This is a genomic window from Pseudomonas sp. GW821-FHT07B01 (assembly GCF_059419065.1).
This window is the reverse complement of record NZ_JBWKRA010000004.1, coordinates 250,153-269,120: the sequence shown is the minus strand read 5'-3', so window position 1 is coordinate 269,120 and position 18,968 is coordinate 250,153. Positions and strand designations below refer to the sequence as shown.

Annotated in this window: 20 protein-coding genes; 12 read left to right on the top strand and 8 right to left on the bottom strand. The window is 61.0% G+C overall.

Annotated elements, in window-relative coordinates; genetic code table 11:
* Positions 1-202: 202 nt before the first annotated feature.
* Positions 203-658 carry a dUTP diphosphatase gene (gene dut / locus AC07S6_RS07070; RefSeq protein ID WP_495111972.1) on the bottom strand — a complete coding sequence of 152 codons (456 nt, stop codon included), beginning with the start codon at positions 656-658 and terminating at the stop codon, positions 203-205.
* Between the two features lie 5 nt (positions 659-663).
* On the bottom strand, positions 664-1,872 hold the full coding sequence (gene coaBC / locus AC07S6_RS07065; protein ID WP_054919730.1) for a bifunctional phosphopantothenoylcysteine decarboxylase/phosphopantothenate--cysteine ligase CoaBC: 1,209 nt from the start codon (positions 1,870-1,872) through the stop codon (positions 664-666).
* Positions 1,873-2,014: 142 nt separating this feature from the next.
* On the opposite strand from coaBC, the gene radC reads away from it, so the two are divergent.
* A complete protein-coding gene (gene radC, locus AC07S6_RS07060) occupies positions 2,015-2,689 on the top strand; it encodes a RadC family protein (protein ID WP_014720480.1) in 675 nt (224 codons plus the stop codon).
* Between the two features lie 54 nt (positions 2,690-2,743).
* Here radC and AC07S6_RS07055 read toward each other — a convergent pair whose 3' ends face one another.
* Entirely contained in the window at positions 2,744-4,336 is a 1,593-nt protein-coding gene (locus AC07S6_RS07055) for an ABC transporter substrate-binding protein (RefSeq protein ID WP_495111971.1), read from the bottom strand.
* A 457-nt stretch (positions 4,337-4,793) separates the two neighbouring features.
* On the opposite strand from AC07S6_RS07055, the gene rpmB reads away from it, so the two are divergent.
* Together rpmB and rpmG are read left to right on the top strand one after the other, a co-directional pair.
* On the top strand, positions 4,794-5,027 hold the full coding sequence (gene rpmB / locus AC07S6_RS07050; RefSeq protein WP_003176907.1) for a 50S ribosomal protein L28: 234 nt from the start codon (positions 4,794-4,796) through the stop codon (positions 5,025-5,027).
* An 11-nt stretch (positions 5,028-5,038) separates the two neighbouring features.
* Positions 5,039-5,194, top strand: a complete 156-nt coding sequence (rpmG, locus tag AC07S6_RS07045) for a 50S ribosomal protein L33 (protein ID WP_003176906.1) — start codon at positions 5,039-5,041, stop codon at positions 5,192-5,194.
* Between the two features lie 149 nt (positions 5,195-5,343).
* Here rpmG and AC07S6_RS07040 read toward each other — a convergent pair whose 3' ends face one another.
* Complete coding sequence (locus tag AC07S6_RS07040) at positions 5,344-5,706, bottom strand: cupin domain-containing protein (RefSeq protein WP_014720478.1); 363 nt, start codon at positions 5,704-5,706, stop codon at positions 5,344-5,346.
* Between the two features lie 230 nt (positions 5,707-5,936).
* On the opposite strand from AC07S6_RS07040, the gene AC07S6_RS07035 reads away from it, so the two are divergent.
* A complete protein-coding gene (locus tag AC07S6_RS07035) occupies positions 5,937-7,430 on the top strand; it encodes an aldehyde dehydrogenase (protein ID WP_495111970.1) in 1,494 nt (497 codons plus the stop codon).
* A 177-nt stretch (positions 7,431-7,607) separates the two neighbouring features.
* Positions 7,608-8,750, top strand: a complete 1,143-nt coding sequence (locus tag AC07S6_RS07030) for an MFS transporter (protein WP_072435241.1) — start codon at positions 7,608-7,610, stop codon at positions 8,748-8,750.
* A gap of 125 nt (positions 8,751-8,875) precedes the next feature.
* Here the strand turns inward: AC07S6_RS07030 and AC07S6_RS07025 are convergent, their stop codons facing one another.
* Together AC07S6_RS07025 and AC07S6_RS07020 are read right to left on the bottom strand one after the other, a co-directional pair.
* Positions 8,876-10,444 (bottom strand): phospholipase D family protein, encoded by a 1,569-nt coding sequence (locus AC07S6_RS07025; RefSeq protein WP_495111969.1) that lies wholly within the window; start codon positions 10,442-10,444, stop codon positions 8,876-8,878.
* 61 nt (positions 10,445-10,505) lie between these two features.
* Positions 10,506-11,930: an aminotransferase-like domain-containing protein gene (locus AC07S6_RS07020; protein WP_495111968.1), complete on the bottom strand. Its 1,425-nt coding sequence runs from the start codon at positions 11,928-11,930 to the stop codon at positions 10,506-10,508.
* Between the two features lie 166 nt (positions 11,931-12,096).
* Here AC07S6_RS07020 and AC07S6_RS07015 point away from each other — a divergent pair, with 166 nt between their 5' ends.
* Positions 12,097-12,321: a DUF1127 domain-containing protein gene (locus tag AC07S6_RS07015; protein WP_054896024.1), complete on the top strand. Its 225-nt coding sequence runs from the start codon at positions 12,097-12,099 to the stop codon at positions 12,319-12,321.
* Here the strand turns inward: AC07S6_RS07015 and AC07S6_RS07010 are convergent, their stop codons facing one another.
* The gene (locus AC07S6_RS07010; protein WP_103452384.1) at positions 12,322-13,614 is read right to left on the bottom strand and encodes an NAD(P)/FAD-dependent oxidoreductase; all 1,293 of its coding nucleotides are present in this window, start codon (positions 13,612-13,614) and stop codon (positions 12,322-12,324) included.
* 115 nt (positions 13,615-13,729) lie between these two features.
* Here AC07S6_RS07010 and AC07S6_RS07005 point away from each other — a divergent pair, with 115 nt between their 5' ends.
* Positions 13,730-14,083 (top strand): YkgJ family cysteine cluster protein, encoded by a 354-nt coding sequence (locus AC07S6_RS07005; protein ID WP_060763902.1) that lies wholly within the window; start codon positions 13,730-13,732, stop codon positions 14,081-14,083.
* Positions 14,084-14,154: 71 nt separating this feature from the next.
* Here AC07S6_RS07005 and AC07S6_RS07000 read toward each other — a convergent pair whose 3' ends face one another.
* Positions 14,155-14,643, bottom strand: a complete 489-nt coding sequence (locus tag AC07S6_RS07000) for an Lrp/AsnC ligand binding domain-containing protein (protein WP_003176896.1) — start codon at positions 14,641-14,643, stop codon at positions 14,155-14,157.
* Between the two features lie 156 nt (positions 14,644-14,799).
* On the opposite strand from AC07S6_RS07000, the gene dadA reads away from it, so the two are divergent.
* The 5 genes from dadA (at position 14,800) to AC07S6_RS06975 (ending at position 18,837) form a co-directional block, all read left to right on the top strand.
* On the top strand, positions 14,800-16,101 hold the full coding sequence (gene dadA, locus AC07S6_RS06995) for a D-amino acid dehydrogenase (protein ID WP_014720473.1): 1,302 nt from the start codon (positions 14,800-14,802) through the stop codon (positions 16,099-16,101).
* Positions 16,073-16,426: a RidA family protein gene (locus AC07S6_RS06990; protein WP_014720472.1), complete on the top strand. Its 354-nt coding sequence runs from the start codon at positions 16,073-16,075 to the stop codon at positions 16,424-16,426. The genes dadA and AC07S6_RS06990 overlap by 29 nt, the downstream gene beginning before the upstream one ends.
* Before the next feature lie 79 nt (positions 16,427-16,505).
* On the top strand, positions 16,506-17,579 hold the full coding sequence (gene alr, locus AC07S6_RS06985) for an alanine racemase (RefSeq protein ID WP_034129082.1): 1,074 nt from the start codon (positions 16,506-16,508) through the stop codon (positions 17,577-17,579).
* A gap of 116 nt (positions 17,580-17,695) precedes the next feature.
* Entirely contained in the window at positions 17,696-18,244 is a 549-nt protein-coding gene (locus AC07S6_RS06980) for a cupin domain-containing protein (RefSeq protein ID WP_014720470.1), read from the top strand.
* Between the two features lie 182 nt (positions 18,245-18,426).
* The gene (locus AC07S6_RS06975; protein ID WP_034129081.1) at positions 18,427-18,837 is read left to right on the top strand and encodes a c-type cytochrome; all 411 of its coding nucleotides are present in this window, start codon (positions 18,427-18,429) and stop codon (positions 18,835-18,837) included.
* Positions 18,838-18,968 lie beyond the last annotated feature (131 nt).

Sequence of the window (18,968 nt, the reverse complement as noted above, 5' to 3'; positions counted from 1 at the left end):
CAAACTGAAGGGTATGACGGCGTTTTCGGCAGAGAGTTCGTGGTGTAAAAATGCCATCGGCGCTTCGGCCTCGGCATTATTTTTACGTAATCCTTTGATTTCACTATAGAAATCTCGATGATCATTTCCGCGCATTCTTTATCCTGAAAGGCCGGGCGGCGGTGCGTGGCCGGACGATTGCGCCCGGCCACGTTCAGCTTAGTCAGTGACTGCCGGAATGCCCAAAACCGCCTGCACCACGTTGGGTTTCGTCGAATTCCTGTACCAATTCGAAATGCGCCTGCACCACCGGCACCAATACCAACTGGGCAATGCGCTCGCCGACGGCGATGTTGAAAGCAGTCTGGCCACGGTTCCAGCACGACACCATCAACTCGCCCTGGTAGTCGGAATCGATCAGGCCGACCAGGTTGCCTAGCACGATGCCATGTTTATGGCCCAGGCCGGAGCGCGGCAGGATCAGCGCCGCCAAGCCAGGATCGCCGACATAGATCGACAGGCCAGTGGGAATCAGGATGGTTTGGCCCGGCTCAAGGACGGTGTCTTCCTTGAGCATGGCGCGCAGGTCCAGGCCGGCGGAGCCCGGTGTGGCGTAGGCCGGCAGGGGAAAGTCGTTGCCGAGGCGTGGGTCGAGAATCTTGGCTTGCAAAGCGTGCATGGACATTAAACCTGGTTCAGCCGTTGGGCGATAAAAGAGATCAGTTGGCGGGCAATCTTGCCCTTGCTGGTCTGGGCGAAAAGGGTGGCGTGCAGTTCGCGGTCGATCACGCTGCACGCATTTTCCTCGCTGTTGAAGCCGATGCTCGGGTTGGCGACATCATTGGCAACGATCAGGTCGAGGTTTTTGTCTTTCAGTTTGCGTGCGGCGTAGTCCAGCAGGTGCTCGGTCTCGGCAGCGAAACCGACGCTGAACGGACGGTCCGCACGGGTAGCGATGGTGGCCAGGATGTCCGGGTTACGCACCATTTGCAGGAGCAGGCCGTCGCCGCTCGTAGGGTCTTTCTTGAGCTTCTGCGGGGCCACGACCTCCGGGCGGTAATCCGCAACCGCTGCCGAGGCGATAAACAGGTCGCAGGGAATGGCGGCTTCGCAGGCCGCCAACATGTCCCGGGCGCTGACTACGTCGATCCGCGTGACGCGATCAGGGGTCGGCAGATGCACGGGACCTGTGATCAGTGTGACCCGTGCGCCTGCCTCGACCGCAGCTTCTGCCAACGCGAAGCCCATTTTTCCTGAGCTATGGTTGGTGATGTAGCGCACCGGGTCGATGTTTTCCTGGGTCGGGCCGGCGGTGATCAGCACGTGCTTGCCGGTCAGGGCCAGATGCTGGAAGCACTCGGCGGCGCACTGCGCCAGGTCCGTGGCTTCGAGCATGCGGCCCAGGCCGACGTCGCCGCAGGCCTGGCTGCCGGAAGCCGGGCCGAACACCTTGAGGCCGCGGGTTTGCAGGAGTTGGGTATTGGCCTGGGTGGCCGGATCGCGCCACATGGCCTGGTTCATGGCCGGTGCTATAGCGACGGTGGCGTCGGTGGCCAATACCAGGGTGGTGAGCAGGTCATCGGCAATGCCCTGGGCCAGGCGGGCGATCAGGTCGGCAGTGGCCGGGGCTATCAGCACCAGGTCGGCCCATTTGGCCAGTTCGATATGGCCCATGGCGGCTTCTGCGGCCGGGTCCAGCAGGTCGAGGTGAACCGGGTGGCCGGACAGGGCTTGCATGGTCAGCGGGGTGATGAACTCACTGCCACCACGGGTCATGACCACGCGCACTTCGGCGCCCTGGTCCAGGAGCCTGCGAACCAACTCTGCGCTCTTGTAGGCGGCAATGCCGCCGCCGACGCCGAGAACGATGCGTTTCCGATACAGACGCTGCATTGGTTTGCCTTTCCAGTTCAGTGATGCCAGTTCAATGACACCTGCGATGCCCCCTCCCCAGGTGAAATCGCAGGCAAAAAAGAGGGCCCTACGATAACACAGCGCCCGCCGGGCAACAGCGGAGCAGATATAGGGAGGTGGGATGAGTATTCGTGATTGGCCCGTGGCAGAGCGTCCACGGGAGAAGTTATTGGAAGGCGGCGCGGCGAGCCTGTCCGATGCCGAGCTGTTGGCGATCTTCCTGCGTACGGGGGTGGCCGGCCGAAGTGCGGTGGATCTGGCGCGCCATCTGTTGGCGCAATTCGGTGGCCTGCGCCCGTTACTGGAGGCCAGCCAGACGTTGTTCAGCCAGCATCTGGGGCTGGGGCCGGCGAAGTTTGCCCAACTGCAGGCGGTGCTGGAAATGTCCCGGCGCCACTTGGCTGAGCGCTTGCGGGCTGACTCGGTGCTGGAGAGCCCGTTGGCCGTGCGCGAGTACCTCAAGGCGCTGCTGCGCCATGAGCCCCATGAGATATTCGGCTGCCTGTTTCTGGATTCCAAGCATCGGGTGCTGGGGTTCGAGGTCATTTCCCAGGGCACCATCGACGCTGCGATTGTCTATCCGCGACAAGTGGTCAAGCGCGCCTTGGCGTACAACGCGGCGGCGTTGATCCTGTGCCACAACCACCCGTCGGGGAGCGCGGAGCCCAGCGCGGCTGATCGAAAATTGACCAAGCTGCTGCAAAAGGCGTTGGACGTGGTGGATGTGCGGGTGCTGGACCATATCATCGTGGGCGATGGCGACCCGCTGTCGATGGCTGAATACGGTTGGCTGTAACGGTCCTGCCTCTGTAGGAGCGAGCAAGTTCGCTCCTACAGGTGGGAGTGTGCCTTAGGGCTTGAGGCTGACTTTCGAATAGTCCTGGCGCCCGAACGGGCTTACCAGGTACCCCTGGATGTTCTTGCGGGTCAAGGCAAACGCCGTCGGATGCGCTAGTGGCAGCCACAGCGCCTGTTGCTGGATCTGCGCCTGGGCCTGCTGATACAGCTTGCTGCGCACACCTTGCTCACTGGTGGTTTTGCCCGCGCTGATCAACTTATCCAGGGTGGGGTCGCAATAGCGGGCAAAGTTGGTGCCGGACTTCACCGCTGCGCATGAGAACTGCGGCGTCAGGAAGTTATCCGGGTCGCCGTTGTCGCCGGCCCAGCCCATGAACAGCAAGTCGTGCTCGCCGGCCTTGGCGCGGCGGATCAACTCGCCCCATTCGATCACGCGAATCTCGGCCTGGATGCCAACCTTGGCCAGGTCGGCCTGCAACAGTTGGGCGCCGAGGTTCGGGTTGGGGTTCAGCAGGCTGCCCGTAGGGCGGGTCCATATTGTGGTCTTGAAGCCGTCCTTGAGCCCGGCGCGGCCCAGCAACGCCTTGGCTTTGGCGAGGTCCTGCGGGTAGCCTGGCAACTCTTTGGCATAGCTCCAGGTGTTCGGCGGGTAGACACCGTTGGCCGCTTCGGCGGTGCCTTCGAACACGGCCTTGAGGTAGCTGCCCTTATCAAAGGCCAGGTTGATCGCCTGGCGCACTTCGGGCTTGTCCAGCGGTGGGTGCTGGCTGTTGATGGCGACGAACGCGGTCATGAAGGCGGCGGTTTTTTCCACCTTCAGCGCCGCGTCTTTTTCGGCCTCGCCCACATCCAGGGGCTTGGGTGACAGGGCGATCTGGCATTCATCGCGGTGCAGCTTCTGCAGGCGTACGTTGGCGTCCGGGGTGATGGCGAAAATCAGATTATCCACCGCCGGTTTGCCGGCGAAGTAGTCCGGGTTGGCCTTGTAACGCACCACGGCATCTTTCTGGAAACGCACGAACACAAACGGGCCGGTGCCGATTGGCTGGCTGTTGAGCTTCTCGGGTGTGCCGGCCTTGAGCAATTTATCGGCATATTCAGCCGGATAGATCGAGGCAAAGCCCATGCTCAGTGCTGGGAGGAAGGTGGAATCGGCATGGTCGAGGGTGAAGCGCACGGTCAGTGGGTCAAGGGCGTCGATTTTCTTCACCAGTGCCGGCAATTGCAGGGATTGGGCGTGAGGAAAGCCGCTCTGGGCGATCTTGTGCCACGGGTTGGCCGGGTCGAGCATGCGCTCGAAGCTGAAGCGTACATCTTCGGCCGTCAGGGTGCGGCTTGGGCTGAAATAACTGGTGCGATGGAATTTCACATCGGGGTGCAGTTTGAAGGTGTACGTCAGCCCATCGGGCGACACTTCCCAGCTATCTGCAAGGCTCGGTACCAACCTGCCACTGGCCGCGTCGAATTCCACTAAACGGTTCATCAGCACGTCGGCCGAGGCGTTGGTGGTGGTCAGTGAGTTGTACTGCACCACATCGAACCCTTCGGGGCTGGCCTCGGTGCATACGCTCAAGTTGGTGGCCGCAACGGCCATCGGCGCAATAAAGAGAGGGGTAAGCAATAGCGGTAGGGCAGCGAGGCGCATATTCGGTTTCCTGTGCAGATCGAAGGCCCATCTGCGAGTGCAGTCTGGAAAAAGCCTACCGTAGAGGTCTGATTGATAAATGACTAGCCCATTTTTGCCTGTGCTTTTGGCCAAAATGCTGTTTTGATGGCGCCTCAGCGTGTTTCGCCGTGCACTTCCCTGTGACCGCAGGCGTTGTAAATCATTCTGTGCGACGAGCGGTCGGCTGTTACAGCGGCCCCTCCTGGCGGCGGTTCAGGCACTTGTGGCCAAGATTTACGCTGCTAAAAGTACACAGGTTGTTGTTGCACTGGGGTCTTTCTGGTATAAAGCAGCGCTCTTTTCTAGGGGCCCGGTTCCTTCACTGTAGGTGTAGCCGGTAAGACCCTAAAGAAACGCGGCGCCTGGCGCCAAATGACTGAGAGATTAAGCGGCCAACCCATGCCGGGTTGGGCATGTGGTTTTAGAGGGCTGAGGCATGTCGAGAGTCTGTCAAGTTACCGGTAAGGGTCCGGTGACTGGGAATAACATTTCCCACGCAAATAACAAAACCCGTCGTCGTTTCCTGCCGAACCTGCAGCATCACCGCTTCTGGGTTGAAGAAGAGAAACGTTTTGTTCGCCTGCGTGTATCTGCTAAAGGCATGCGTATTATCGACAAGCGTGGCATCACTGTCGTGCTGGCCGAAATCCGCGCCGCTGGCAAGATCTAAGGAGCTCTATCATGCGTGAATTGATTCGAATGATCTCTAGCGCCGGTACTGGTCACTTCTACACTACCGACAAGAACAAGCGTACTACCCCGGACAAGCTCGAAAAGAAAATGTTCGACCCGCGCGTTCGCAAGCACGTGATCTACAAAGAAGGCAAAATCAAGTAATTGATTTTCTTCCTTGTGAAAAAAAGCCCGTATCTCACGATGCGGGCTTTTTTTTGCCTGATCGTTCCCACGCTCTGCTGATCGTTCCCACGCTCTGCGTGGGAATGCCGTCTCGGACGCTTAGCGTCCCGTTGCCGATCAATCAATGATCAGGCTTTCTCTTCAAACACCACGTAGATCTTGCGGCACGCTTCCAGCACTTCCCAGGTACCGCTGAAACCGGCAGGGATCACAAAGCGGTCGCCGGCCCGCAGTGTCTTGGCATTCCCCTCAGCATCGCGCAACACCGACACGCCTTGCACGATCTCGCAGTACTCATGCTCGGTGTAATTGACCTTCCACTGGCCCACTTCACCTTCCCAGACGCCGGCGTTCATCTGGCCGCATGGGCTGTTGTAGTGGTTGTAGAGTGTCTGCTCGGGATCGCCCTTGAGGATTTTCTCGGCGGCAGGGCGGTAGCGTTCGGGGGCGGTGTTGGCTTGGCTGAAATCGACGATGTCCTGGATGCTCATGTGCATTTCCCGTCTGGCCTGCGGTTAGAGAGCCCAAAGTCTATGTTTATTAAAATGAACATCGCAAGGGCGTTTGCCGCCGTTCTGTCAAATATATTGAAACATCCCCAGCCGCTGGTTTAGGGTGGCAGCTGCCTTGAGCCGAACAGCAGGCTGGCCGGGCAAGCATTCGTGATGGCGCCGGGATAAACCTCCCAGGCCCTTGTATTCAATAAGAGGAGGACACTCGCATGACCACCCTGACCCGTGCCGACTGGGAACAACGCGCCAAGGCTCTGAAGATCGAAGGCCGCGCCTATATCAATGGCGAATACACCGCCGCCGTTTCCGGTGACACCTTCGAATGCATCAGCCCGGTGGATGGGCGCTTGCTGGCCACTGTCGCCAGCTGTGATGCCAGCGATGCCCAGCGCGCCGTGGAAAATGCGCGTGCCACTTTCAATTCCGGCGTGTGGTCGCGCCTGGCACCGGCCAAGCGCAAGTCCGTCATGATCCGTTTCGCCGCGCTGCTCAAGGCTAGCGCCGAAGAGCTGGCGCTGCTTGAAACCCTGGATATGGGCAAGCCCATCAGCGATTCCCTGAACATCGACGTCCCCGGCGCGGCGCAAGCCCTGAGCTGGAGCGGCGAGGCGATCGACAAGATCTACGACGAAGTCGCCGCCACGCCCCATGATCAACTGGGCCTGGTAACCCGCGAGCCCGTCGGTGTTGTTGGCGCCATCGTGCCGTGGAACTTCCCGTTGATGATGGCGTGCTGGAAACTCGGCCCGGCGCTGTCCACCGGCAACTCTGTCATCCTGAAGCCGTCCGAAAAATCCCCGCTCACCGCCATCCGCATCGCCGCGTTGGCCGTTGAGGCTGGTATTCCAAAAGGCGTGTTCAACGTGCTGCCTGGCTATGGCCACACCGTGGGTAACGCCCTGGCGGTGCACATGGACGTCGATACCCTGGTGTTCACGGGCTCCACCAAGATCGCCAAGCAACTGTTGATCCGCTCCGGCGAGTCGAACATGAAGCGTGTATGGCTGGAAGCCGGTGGCAAGAGCCCGAACATCGTGTTTGCCGACGCGCCGAACCTGCAAGCGGCGGCCGAATCCGCCGCCAGCGCCATTGCCTTCAACCAGGGCGAAGTCTGCACTGCCGGCTCGCGCCTGCTGGTCGAGCGTTCGATCAAAGACACCTTCCTGCCGCTGGTGATCGAGGCCCTCAAGGGCTGGAAACCCGGCAATCCACTGGACCCAGCCACCACTGTGGGTGCATTGGTGGATACGCAGCAGATGAACACCGTGCTTTCGTACATTGAAGCCGGCCACGCCGACGGCGCCAAGCTGGTCGCGGGTGGCAAGCGCACCCTGGAAGAGTCCGGCGGCACCTACGTCGAGCCGACGATTTTCGACGGCGTGACCAATGCCATGAAGATCGCCCAGGAAGAGATCTTTGGCCCGGTCCTGTCGGTGATCACTTTCGACAGCGCCGAAGAAGCCATCGCCATCGCCAACGACACCCAATACGGCCTGGCTGCGGCGGTGTGGACGGCGGATATCTCCAAGGCACACCTGACGGCCAAGGCTCTGCGCGCCGGCAGCGTGTGGGTTAACCAGTACGACGGCGGCGACATGACCGCACCGTTCGGTGGTTTCAAGCAGTCGGGTAATGGCCGCGACAAGTCGCTGCATGCATTCGACAAGTACACCGAGCTGAAGGCGACCTGGATCAAGCTCTAAGCAACACTGCTGATCCCCTGTAGGAGCGAGCCTGTGTGGGAACTGGCTTGCCTGCGATAGCATCACTGAGGTGTGGCTGACACACCGAGGCGTCTGTATCGCAGGCAAGCCAGCTCCCACATAAGCTCGCTCCTACAGTTCGTTTTGCGAAGCAGAATTATCCACAGGAGCGTGGCAATGCGTTGGGCGACATATTTCGCCGTGCTGGCCTCGGTACTCAGCGTTGGCCTGGCCCTGGGTGTCAGCATGCCGTTGGTATCCCTGCGTCTTGAAGGTTGGGGTTATGGCAGTTTCGCCATTGGCGTGATGGCGGCGATGCCGGCATTCGGCGTACTGCTGGGCGCCAAGATCTCCAGCCGCATGGCGTCCTGGCTCGGCACTGCCAACCTGATGCGCCTGTGCCTGTGGGCCGGTGCGGTGTCCATCGGCTTGCTGGCGATCCTGCCCAGCTACCCGGTGTGGCTGGTGCTCAGGCTGATGATCGGGGTGATCCTGACCATCGTATTTATCCTGGGTGAAAGCTGGATCAACCAATTGGTGGTCGAGCAGTGGCGTGGCCGCCTGGTGGCGCTCTACGGCTGCAGTTATGCCTTGAGCCAACTGTCGGGGCCGTTGCTGTTGGGCCTGATTGGCACCGACCATGACTACGGCTTCTGGGTCGGCGCGGGCCTTTTGGTGCTGGCGCCGCTGCTGTTGCTGGGACGTACCGGCGCGCCGACGGCGGATTCGTTCAGCGTGACCTTTGGCGACCTGTGGCGCTTTTGCCTAGGCCTGCCGGCGATTGCCTGGGCCGTGGCGTTGTTTGCTGCGTTTGAAGCGATGATCCTGACGCTGTTGCCGGTGTACTGCCTGCAACAGGGTTTTACTGCCGAGATCGCCTTGGCGATGGTCAGCACGGTGGTGGTGGGCGATGCGTTGCTGCAATTGCCCATTGGCGCGCTGGCCGACTACCTGCCGCGACGCACTCTGTTTCTGGCCTGTGCACTGCTGTTGCTGGCGTCGAGCCTGGCGGTGCCGTTATTGATGCACACCTTGCTGATCTGGCCGGTGTGGGTGCTGTTCGGCGCCAGTGCCGGCGGGTTGTTCACCTTGTCGCTGATTTTGATTGGCGAGCGCTACCGCGACGATGCGTTGGTGCGTGCCAACGCTCACGTGGCGCAGCTGTGGGGCATTGGCTGCCTGATCGGGCCTCTGGTGGCAGGAGCGGGCAGCCAGTGGATCAGCGGGCATGCGCTGCCGCTGTTGATGGCTGCCGGGGCGCTGGGGTTGGTGGTGCTGTTGCTGCGCCAGGGGGCTTTCGGCGCTACGCAGCCGGCCTGACCTTTAAACGCGGCCAATGTGGGAGCTGGCTTGCCTGCGATGACGGTTTGTCAGCCAGCTGATTTGTTGTCTGGCACACCGCTATCGCGGGCAAGCCCGGCTCCCACAGGTGATCCGCAGGGGTTTTAGAGCATGCGTTCCAGGCCAACACTGGTGGCGAACCAGGCGTTGAACCGCCGCCACCAACTGCCCGGTTCGCGCGTCAGAGTGTGCATCTGGCCGTTGTCTTCTGTCACCCACACCACTTGGCCGTCCTGCAGTTTGGCCTCATAGCTCAACGCTGGCGCCATACCTTCCAGCGCCAGGTTGCGCACGTGTTCGGCCAGTTCGGGGCTGTCCACCAGTACGCCGACTTCGGTGTTCCACAGCACTGAGCGCGGGTCGAAATTGAATGAGCCGATAAACGACTTTTCTCGATCGAAAATCATCGCCTTGCTGTGCAGGCTGGAGTCCGAGCCGCGCCAACTGCCATGCCGAAACAGGTGCGGGCCGCTGCTTGCGCTGGGGTCGCCCGGTTGCCGGCGCAGCTCATAGAGCTTTACTCCGTGCTCCAGCAGCGCCTTGCGATACGGCGCATAACCGCCGTGCACGGCCGGTACGTCGGTGGCTTCGAGGGCGTTGGTCAGCAGGCGCACCGAAACACCCGCATCGGCACGCCCTGTGAGGTAGGCCAGCCCAGGTTGGCCCGGTACGAAGTAAGCCGAAATCATGATCAGCTCATGGCTGACACCCGCCAGCTCTGGCGCCAGCTGAGTGGTCAGCAACAGTCGCGGGTCGGGGTCGGCCTTGGCCAGTACCTTGCTCGGTGCGTCCCACAGCGCCTGGTTCCAGGCCCAGATCAACTCGCGGCGCCAGATGTCCATGCGGGGCTGGGTCTGGTACGTGCGCAGGCGGTTATACAGCGCATGGTTCTGCTGACGGGACTGAGCCAGGGAGGCTTCAAGGCGCCCGCGGGCGACGGCGAGGTCGACCTTGGAGGGTTTGTTCGAGACGAAGTCATCGATAGGCTTGCTCAGGGCGCTGTTCCAGTACTGGTCGAAGCTGTGACCCAATTGCTCGGCTACCGGCCCGACGCTGAGCATGTCGATGTCGGTGAAATTCAGGTTGGGTTCGGCGTCGAAATACTCGTCGCCCAGGTTGCGCCCGCCAACGATGGCCACGCTGTTATCGGCCAGCCACAGCTTGTTATGCATGCGCCGGTGTTGCAGTGACAGGTTGAATACACGGCCCATGGCGCGTGTAACGCCGGTGCTGCGCCCCAGGTGCAGCGGGTTGAACAGGCGTATCTGCACCTTGGGATGGGCGGCGAGGGTGGCGATGATCTGGTCGAGGCCATCGCTGGTGGTGTCGTCCAGCAGAATGCGTACGCGCACCCCGCGGTCGGCGGCCTTGAGCAGTTCGTCCACAAGCATGCGTGTGCTGATGCCGTCGTGCACGATGTAGTACTGCAAGTCGAGGCTGGTCTGGGCGTTGCGGATCAACTCGGCACGTGCCATGAAGGCTTCACTGCTGTTGGGCAGCAAGCGGAAGCCCGAGCGTCCTTGGTAGGGGGCGGCCTGGGCCTGGATCGAGCGACCGAACGAGGAGTCCTTCGCCGGCAGGGCATCGCTGGGGATGCGCGGGGTATCGACCGTGGCGCAGCCGCCCAGGGCCAGGGCGGCCAGCAGGCAAAACGGTAAAAGCCGTCGAATCATCAAGGAAACTGCTTCCAGGTCAGGGCGGTTGTGGCATATGACGGCATTTGCTCGGGAAAGGTCAGTCCGCCGTCTCTTGCAGCATCTTGCGTGCAGCGGCACCTACCTTGCGCACGGCGTCTTCAATCTGCGTCGTTGGCTTGGCAGCGTAGTTCATGCGCAAGCAGTTACGGTACTTGCCGGAGGCGGAGAAGATGCTGCCTACCGCCACCTGTACACCTTGTTCCACCAGCACGCGGTTGAGCTTCAAGGTGTCGAAGCCCTCCGGCAGCTCAATCCATAGCATGAAGCTGCCTTGGGGCCGGCTGGCGCGCGTGCCAGCGGGGAAATAACGGCTGACCCAATCGAGCATCAAGTCGCGATTACGCTGGTATTGGGTACGCATCCTACGTAAATGAGGCTCGAAATGACCGCCTTTGAGGAATTCGGCAATGGCAATCTGCGGCTGCGTGGCCGTAGAGCCGGTGCTGATGTATTTCATGTGCAGCACCCGCTCCAGATAGCGTCCCGGTGCGACCCAACCAATGCGCAGGCCGGGCGCCAGAGTTTTGGAGAACGAGCTGCACAGCAGCACACGGCCGTCTTCGTCGAAGGATTTGATGGTGCGCGGGCGTGGGTAGCTGTAGGCCAGCTCGCCATACACATCGTCTTCGATAATCGCCACGTCAAAGCGCTGGGCCAGGGTCAGCAAGGCGCGTTTGCGCGCTTCCGGCATGATGTAGCCCAAGGGGTTGTTGCAGTTTGGGGTGAGCTGGATGACTTTGATCGGCCACTGTTCCAGCGCCAGCTCCAGGGCCTCCAGGCTGATGCCGGTGAGCGGGTCGGTGGGGATTTCCAGGGCTTTCATGCCCAGGCCCTTGAGGGTCTGCATGGCACCGTGGAAGCTGGGCGAATCCACCGCGACGATATCGCCGGGCTCACAAATGGCGTGAATGCTGGCGGAGAGGGCTTCGTGGCAGCCGGTGGTGATCACGATGTCTTCGGCGCTCAGTTGGCAGCCGGAGTCCAATGACAGCCGGGCGATTTGCTCACGCAGTTCCATACAGCCGAGGATATTGTCGTAATACAGCCCCGGCAGGTCTTGGCGCCGGCTGACACGGGCGAGGCTACGCAGCAACGGCTTCAAGGTAGGCGACAATACATCCGGCATGCCTCGGCCCATCTGTATGACGTCTTTGCGCGGCACCGCACGAATCAGTTCCAGCACCAGGTCCCACTGGGAGATTTCCACTGGCCGTTGGGCCGGGCGGCCTATCTCGGGCAGTGCCGGCAGTTCACGGCCCACCGGAACAAAATAGCCCGACTTGGGCTTGGGCATCGCCAGGCCGTTGTCTTCGAGCAACCGATACGCCTGCTGCACGGTGCTCAGGCTCACCCCATGTTCCACACTCAAGGCCCGCACCGAGGGCAGTCGATCGCCCGGACGATAGAAGCCCTGTTCAATACGGGTGCCGAGCAATTCGGCGAGGTTGACGTAAAGGGTCATGGTGGTCGCTCCCGAGGGACCAGTACAGATAGGGGAAAAATACAGGATTCAGCCACGCAAAGGCAGCATCTGTATGTATTTAATAAAAGTTGGCTGAATCTGTAATGGTTCTGGCCCCCCACGCATGCTGATCACTCAAGGCAACAGGCCAATGAGGGGCAGTCAAATGAGCGGCATGAGCGATGTACGGCTGGCGTTACGCAGTCAGGAACTGGACGTGGCGCAGGAGCAGGTGATCACTGCCTCGGCGCCTGGCCGCTGGAATCTGTTCTGGCGCCGTCGCCATACGCGCAAGGCCCTGCTGGACCTGAGCCGCGAGCAGTTACGCGACATCGGGCTGACCGCCGATCAGGCGCGCCGTGAGGGTTTGAAACCCTTCTGGCGCGATTGATCAGAGCAGTTCTTTGAGGCGGTGCCAGAGCATCCCCAGGGCCAGCAACGGCGAACGCAGGTGTTTGCCGCCGGGGAAGGTGATGTGTGGCACCTGGGCGAACAGATCGAAGCGCCCCTGTTGCTGGCCGCTGATGGCCTCGGCCAACAGCTTGCCCGCCAGGTGCGTGGCGTTGAGGCCATGGCCGGCATAGGCCTGGGCGTAATACACGTTGGGTTGATCGGCCAGGCGGCCAATCTGCGGCAGGCGGTTGGCGCCGATGCCGATCATGCCGCCCCATTGGTAGTCGATTTTCACGTCTGCCAATTGGGGGAATACCTGCAGCATCTTCGGCCGCATGTAGGCGCCGATGTCCTTGGGGTCTCGACCGGAGTAGTGGCAGGCGCCGCCGAACAACAGGCGACGGTCGGCGGACAGGCGGAAGTAATCCACCGTCACACGCTGGTCACACACGGCCATGTTCTGCGGTAACAGACTGGTGGCTTGCGCCTCGCTCAAGGGCTCGGTGGCAATGATGTAGCTGCCGGCGGGCAACACCTTGCCGCTCAGTTGCGGGTTGAGCCCGTTCAGGTAGGCGTTGCAGGCCAGTACCAGGGTCTTGGCGCGCACAGTGCCTTGGGCGGTGTGCACCTTGACCTCAGGGCCATAGTCGATACGGGTCACTTGGGATTGCTCGTACAGCGCCACGCCCAACTGCTGGGCAACGGCAGCCTCACCCAGTGCCAGGTTCAGCGGGTGCAGATGGCCGGAACCCATATCGATCATGCCGCCTACATAGCGATCAGAGCCGATTACGGTGCCCATCTCGCTGGCTTGCAACAGGCGCACTTCGTGGCGGTAACCCAGGCTGCGCAGCTCTTCGGCATCCTCGGCCAGGCCCTGCAGGTCGCGGGGTTTGTTGGCCAGGTCGCAGTAGCCCCAGGTCAGGTCACAGGGGATCTGGAAGCGCTCCACACGCTCGCGCACGATCTCCACGGCTTCCAGGCCCATCAGCTTCATCTGGCGCACGCCGTCGCTGCCGATCACCTGGGTGAACTGATCCAGCCCGTGGCCGACACCGCGAATCAACTGGCCGCCATTGCGCCCGCTGGCGCCCCAACCGATTTTGCGCGCCTCCAGCAACACCACGCGAAAGCCGCGCTCGGCCAATTCCAGGGCGGTGTTGAGCCCAGAGAAACCCCCGCCGATCACACAGACATCGGCGTTCACCTCACCGGTCAGCGTCGGGTAATCCGGTTGCGGGACGCTGCTGGCGGCGTAGTAGGAAGCGGTGTGCCGGGCGCTGGCGGTCATGGGGAACCTCCCTGTCTGGAAAATTTGACGCAGGATACAGTGGTCGCACGACGCTGTCTGCGCGGGGCTTTTTGCGTCAGAATCCACGTCTATTCGCCGTTCGGTATGGGTTTCGATGAGTTGCAACAGTCAGAAAATCAGCGCGCTGCGTCGCCAGATTCCTTCGTTCGAGTGCGTCCCCGGTTGCCACGACTGCTGTGGGCCGGTGACCACCTCGCCCGAGGAAATGTCGCGCCTGCCGCGCAAGACCGCTGCCGAGCAAGAGGCGGCGATGGACGAGCTGAACTGCGTGCACCTTGGGCCCAAGGGTTGCACGGTGTATGACGAGCGGCCGCTGATCTGTCGCCTGTTCGGCACTACCAAGACCTTGCCGTGCCCTAATGGCCGCCGGCCAGTGGAGCTGATTCATCCGCAGGTGGAGAAGCAGATTCATGAGTACATGGCGAGTACCCGGCAGGTGTTGGTCTAGCGGATGTACTCGGTTAAAACCAAGGGAGCAGGCAAGCCAGCTCCCACATTTGGCCGTGTTGTGTCAGTGGGTCAGTCAGGGATCGGCAGGTTCAGGCTTTCTTTCACCTCTTCCATCACGATATAGCTCTTGGATTCGCGCACATGGGGGAGTTTGAGCAGGATATCGCCCAGCAATTTGCGGTACGAAGCCATCTCCGAGATTCGCGCTTTCACCAGGTAGTCGAAATCACCCGACACTAGATGGCACTCCAGCACGTGAGGCAGTTTCAGCACGGCTCGGCGAAATTCTTCAAAGGTGTCACCCGACTTGTAATCCAGGCTGATCTCGACAAATACCAGCAAACTTCCCTTCAAATGTTGGGGATTGAGCCGTGCGTTGTAGCCCATGATGATCCCTTCGCGCTCCAGGCGCCGCACGCGCTCGGTGCAGGGCGTGGTGGACAGCCCGACCTTTTCCCCCAGCTCCGTGAACGAGATGCGCCCGTCGGTTTGCAGGATGCGCAGGATATTGCGGTCGATCTTGTCCAGCTCCCGTTTGGTCTGGGTGTTGGTACGCATAGGGGATACGCCTCTGTCAAAAGGGTTTTTGCCAAGAATTGTCGCCAAATATAGGCATTTATATAGTGAAATGCACTGTCGATTGTTTTTTACACTGCGCCCATCATTGCTCGAATAACACACGTCAGCGGCCAAGCCCGCGATGAGGATATAAAAATGCGCGTTCTGGTCTTGGGTAGCGGCGTCATTGGGGTGACCAGTGCCTACTATTTGGCGCGGGCCGGCTTCGACGTTGTGGTGGTTGATCGTCAGCCTGCCGCTGCCATGGAAACCAGTTTCGCCAACGCCGGCCAGGTCTCCCCTGGGTATGCTTCGCCCTGGGCCGCGCCGGGCGTGCCACTCAAGGCGATCAAGTGGCTGTTGCAACGCCACGCGCCGTTGGCAATCAAGGCCACTGCTGATATCGACCAATACCTGTGGATGGCGCAGATGCTGCGCAACTGCACGGCCAGCCGCTACGCGGTGAACAAGGAACGCATGGTGCGCCTGTCCGAGTACAGCCGCGACTGCCTCGACGAATTGCGCGCCGAGACCGGCATTGCCTACGAAGGGCGCAGCCTCGGGACTACCCAACTGTTCCGCACCCAGGCCCAACTCGATGGTGCCGCCAAGGACATCGCCGTGCTGAAAGAGTCCGGCGTGCCATTCGAATTGCTCGACCGCGCCGGCATTGCCCGGGTTGAACCGGCTCTGGGCAGCGTCACCGATATCCTCGCTGGTGCCTTGCGCCTGCCCAACGACCAGACGGGCGATTGCCAGATATTCACCACGCGCCTGGTCGACATGTGCAAACAATTGGGCGTGGAATTCCGCTTCGAACAAGACATCCAGCGCCTGGACTACGCAGGCGACCGCATCAATGGTGTGCTGATCGACGGCAAGCTGGAAACCGCCGACCGCTATGTACTGGCCCTCGGCAGTTACTCGCCCAAGTTACTCAAGCCATTGGGCATCAAGGCGCCGGTGTACCCGCTCAAGGGCTACTCGCTGACCGTGCCGATCACTAACCCGGCAATGGCGCCGACCTCGACCATTCTTGATGAAACCTACAAAGTCGCGATCACCCGTTTCGATAACCGTATTCGCGTCGGTGGCATGGCTGAAATAGCCGGTTTTGACCTGTCGCTGAACCCGCGGCGACGTGAAACCCTGGAGATGATCGTCAACGACCTTTATCCTCAGGGCGGCGATCTGGCCCAAGCCAGTTTCTGGACCGGCCTGCGCCCGACCACCCCAGACGGCACGCCGATTGTGGGTGCCACGCCGTTCAAGAACCTGTTCCTGAATACAGGCCACGGTACCCTCGGATGGACCATGGCCTGTGGTTCGGGTCGCTTGCTGGCCGACCTGATGGCGAAGAAAACGCCGCAGATCAGCGCCGCAGGCCTCGATATTTCCCGTTATGGCAACCACCAGGAGTCCGCACAACATGTCAATCCAGCGCCAGCTCACCAATGAGCGCATGAGCCAGATCGTTGTCCACAGCGGTACCGTGTACCTGGCAGGGCAGGTAGGCGACGACATGAGCGCCGGGATTGAACAGCAAACCCGTGAAACCCTGGTCAATATCGAGCGCTTGCTGGACTTGGCCGGTACTGACAAGTCCAGGTTGCTGTCGGTGACGATCTACCTGAAAGACATCGACGCCGACTTCGCCGGCATGAACGCGGTGTGGGACAAGTGGCTGCCCAAAGGCGTCGCCCCGGCCCGCGCCACTGTGCAAGCCAAGCTGTGCGAACCCGAGATTCTGGTTGAGCTGTCAGTCGTGGCTGCGCTGCCTTAACAATGATCCCTCTCCCGGTGCCGGCGTTGTTGGTCGGCACCGGTTTTTTATTGACTTTGCTGCCTAGAAGCCTGCCGCCATGCGTCCAGCCCGTGCCCTGATCGATCTCCAAGCCCTGCGCCATAACTACCAATTGGCCCGAGAAGTCACCGGGGCCAAGGCCCTCGCCGTGATCAAGGCCGATGCCTACGGCCATGGCGCGGTGCCCGTGGCCCAGGCACTGGAGGCGCAAGCCGACGGGTTCGCGGTGGCGTGCATCGAGGAAGCGCTGGAACTGCGCGCCGCCGGCATTCGTGCGCCGGTGTTGCTGCTGGAAGGTTTTTTCGAAGCCGACGAGTTGCCGCTGATCATCGAGCAGGATTTGTGGTGCGTGGTGCATTCGCTGTGGCAGTTGGACGCCATCGAGCAAGCTCGTTTGAGCAAGCCGCTGACAGTGTGGCTGAAGCTGGACTCGGGCATGCACCGTGTGGGCCTGCACCCCAAGGATTACCAGGAGGCGTATCAGCGCCTGCTGGCGAGTGGCAAAGTGGCGAAAATCGTGCTGATGAGCCATTTTGCCCGCGCCGATGAGCTCGATTGCGTCAGCAGCAACGAACAAGTAACGGTGTTTGAGGCGGCGCGCCAGGGGCTGGCGGCTGAGGTCAGCCTGCGCAACTCACCGTCTGTATTGGGCTGGCCGAGCGTGTCCAGCGACTGGGTGCGCCCCGGTATCATGCTTTACGGCGCAACGCCCTTTGGCGAAGACCAGGCCCTCGCCGCGCGCTTGCAGCCGGTGATGACCCTGGAATCCAAAGTCATCTGCGTGCGCGAGTTGCCAGCCGGTGAGCCGGTGGGCTATGGCGCCAGGTTCGTCACGCCCAAGCCGATGCGCATCGGCGTGGTTGCCATGGGCTATGCCGACGGTTACCCGCGCCATGCGCCTACCGGCACACCGGTGCTGGTCGCTGGCCAGCGCAGCCGGCTGCTGGGGCGCGTGTCCATGGACATGCTGTGTGTCGACCTCACCGACTTGCCCCAGGCGGGCCTTGGTTCCACCGTAGAGCTGTGGGGCAAGCACATCCTCGCCAGCGATGTGGCCGTGGCCGCCGAGACCATCCCTTATCAGATTTTCTGCAATCTGCGCCGAGTGCCAAGGCTCTATAGCGGCGCTTAGCCGCCGGCAACGAACCGAGCACGCCGGGATTTAGGCCCAAGTGTTGTAAATACTGAACGCTGTCGCCATGATAACGCTCAATTACAACAAAGCCTGAATCCTAGGAGGCTCCTGCATTGGACGTCGGCGAACGACTGCAATCCATCCGTAAACTCAAAGGTCTTTCCCAGCGTGAGCTCGCCAAGCGTGCGGGCGTCACCAACAGCACCATTTCGATGATCGAGAAAAACAGCGTCAGCCCCTCGATCAGCTCCCTGCGCAAGGTGCTGGGCGGTATCCCCATGTCCATGGTCGAGTTCTTTTCCGAAGAAGTCCTCCAGGAAATACCGACGCAGATCGTCTATAAAGCCAATGAGCTGATCGACATCTCTGACGGTGCCGTCACCATGAAACTGGTGGGCCGGGCGCGCCCAAGCCGGGCCATCGCATTTCTCAATGAAATCTACCCTCCGGGTGCCGACACGGGCGAAGAAATGCTCACTCATGAAGGCGAAGAAACCGGAATTCTGGTGGAAGGGCGCCTGGAATTGGTGGTCGGCCTTGAAACTTTTGTGCTCGAAGCGGGCGATAGCTACTACTTTGAAAGCACCAGGCCTCATCGTTTTCGCAATCCGTTCGACGTGCCGGCGCGACTAATCAGCGCAGCCACACCCGCGAACTTTTAAGAATAGAGGCGCCCTGCCAGCGTTGCAGAGGTTCCCGCAGCTGTACACCGTGAGGCCGAATCTCCCTTTATTTAATAGGGTTGTTTCGGCCGGGCGGGCTAACCGTTATACTTTCGCCGCCTGCGAAACCGTGGCCGCAGGCGTGAATAGCCACCATTGAGGGTGAACGCGTGAACCTAATTATGAAAATGCTGGCTGCACCAGCAACCGTACTGGCCCTATGGGCTGTCAGCGCTCAAGCTGCGACCAATGATGACATTGCCAAGCGCCTGGAGCCTGTGGGCCAGGTTTGCGTCCAGGGCCAGGAATGCAAGGGCATGGAAGTTGCCGTGGCAGCCGGCGGCGGCGGCGCGAAAACCCCCGATGAGATCATCGCCAAGCACTGTAACGCGTGCCACGGCAGCGGCCTTTTGGGTGCGCCAAAAATTGGCGACACCGCCGCATGGAAAGAACGCGCCGATCATCAAGGTGGCCTTGATGGCATCCTGGCCAAGGCCATTACCGGTATCAACGCTATGCCGCCCAAAGGCACCTGCGCTGATTGCTCGGACGACGACCTCAAGGGTGCGATCAAGAAGATGTCCGGGCTGTAATCGGCCGATCTTCGTCAAAAATGCCGCTTACCAGCGGCTTTTTTGTGCCCGCGATTTGGTATTCAGGCTGTTCATTGCAGCAAAGACCCGGCAAGCTCGGTCCAACCCCTAATTCATGGAATGTTCGGGAG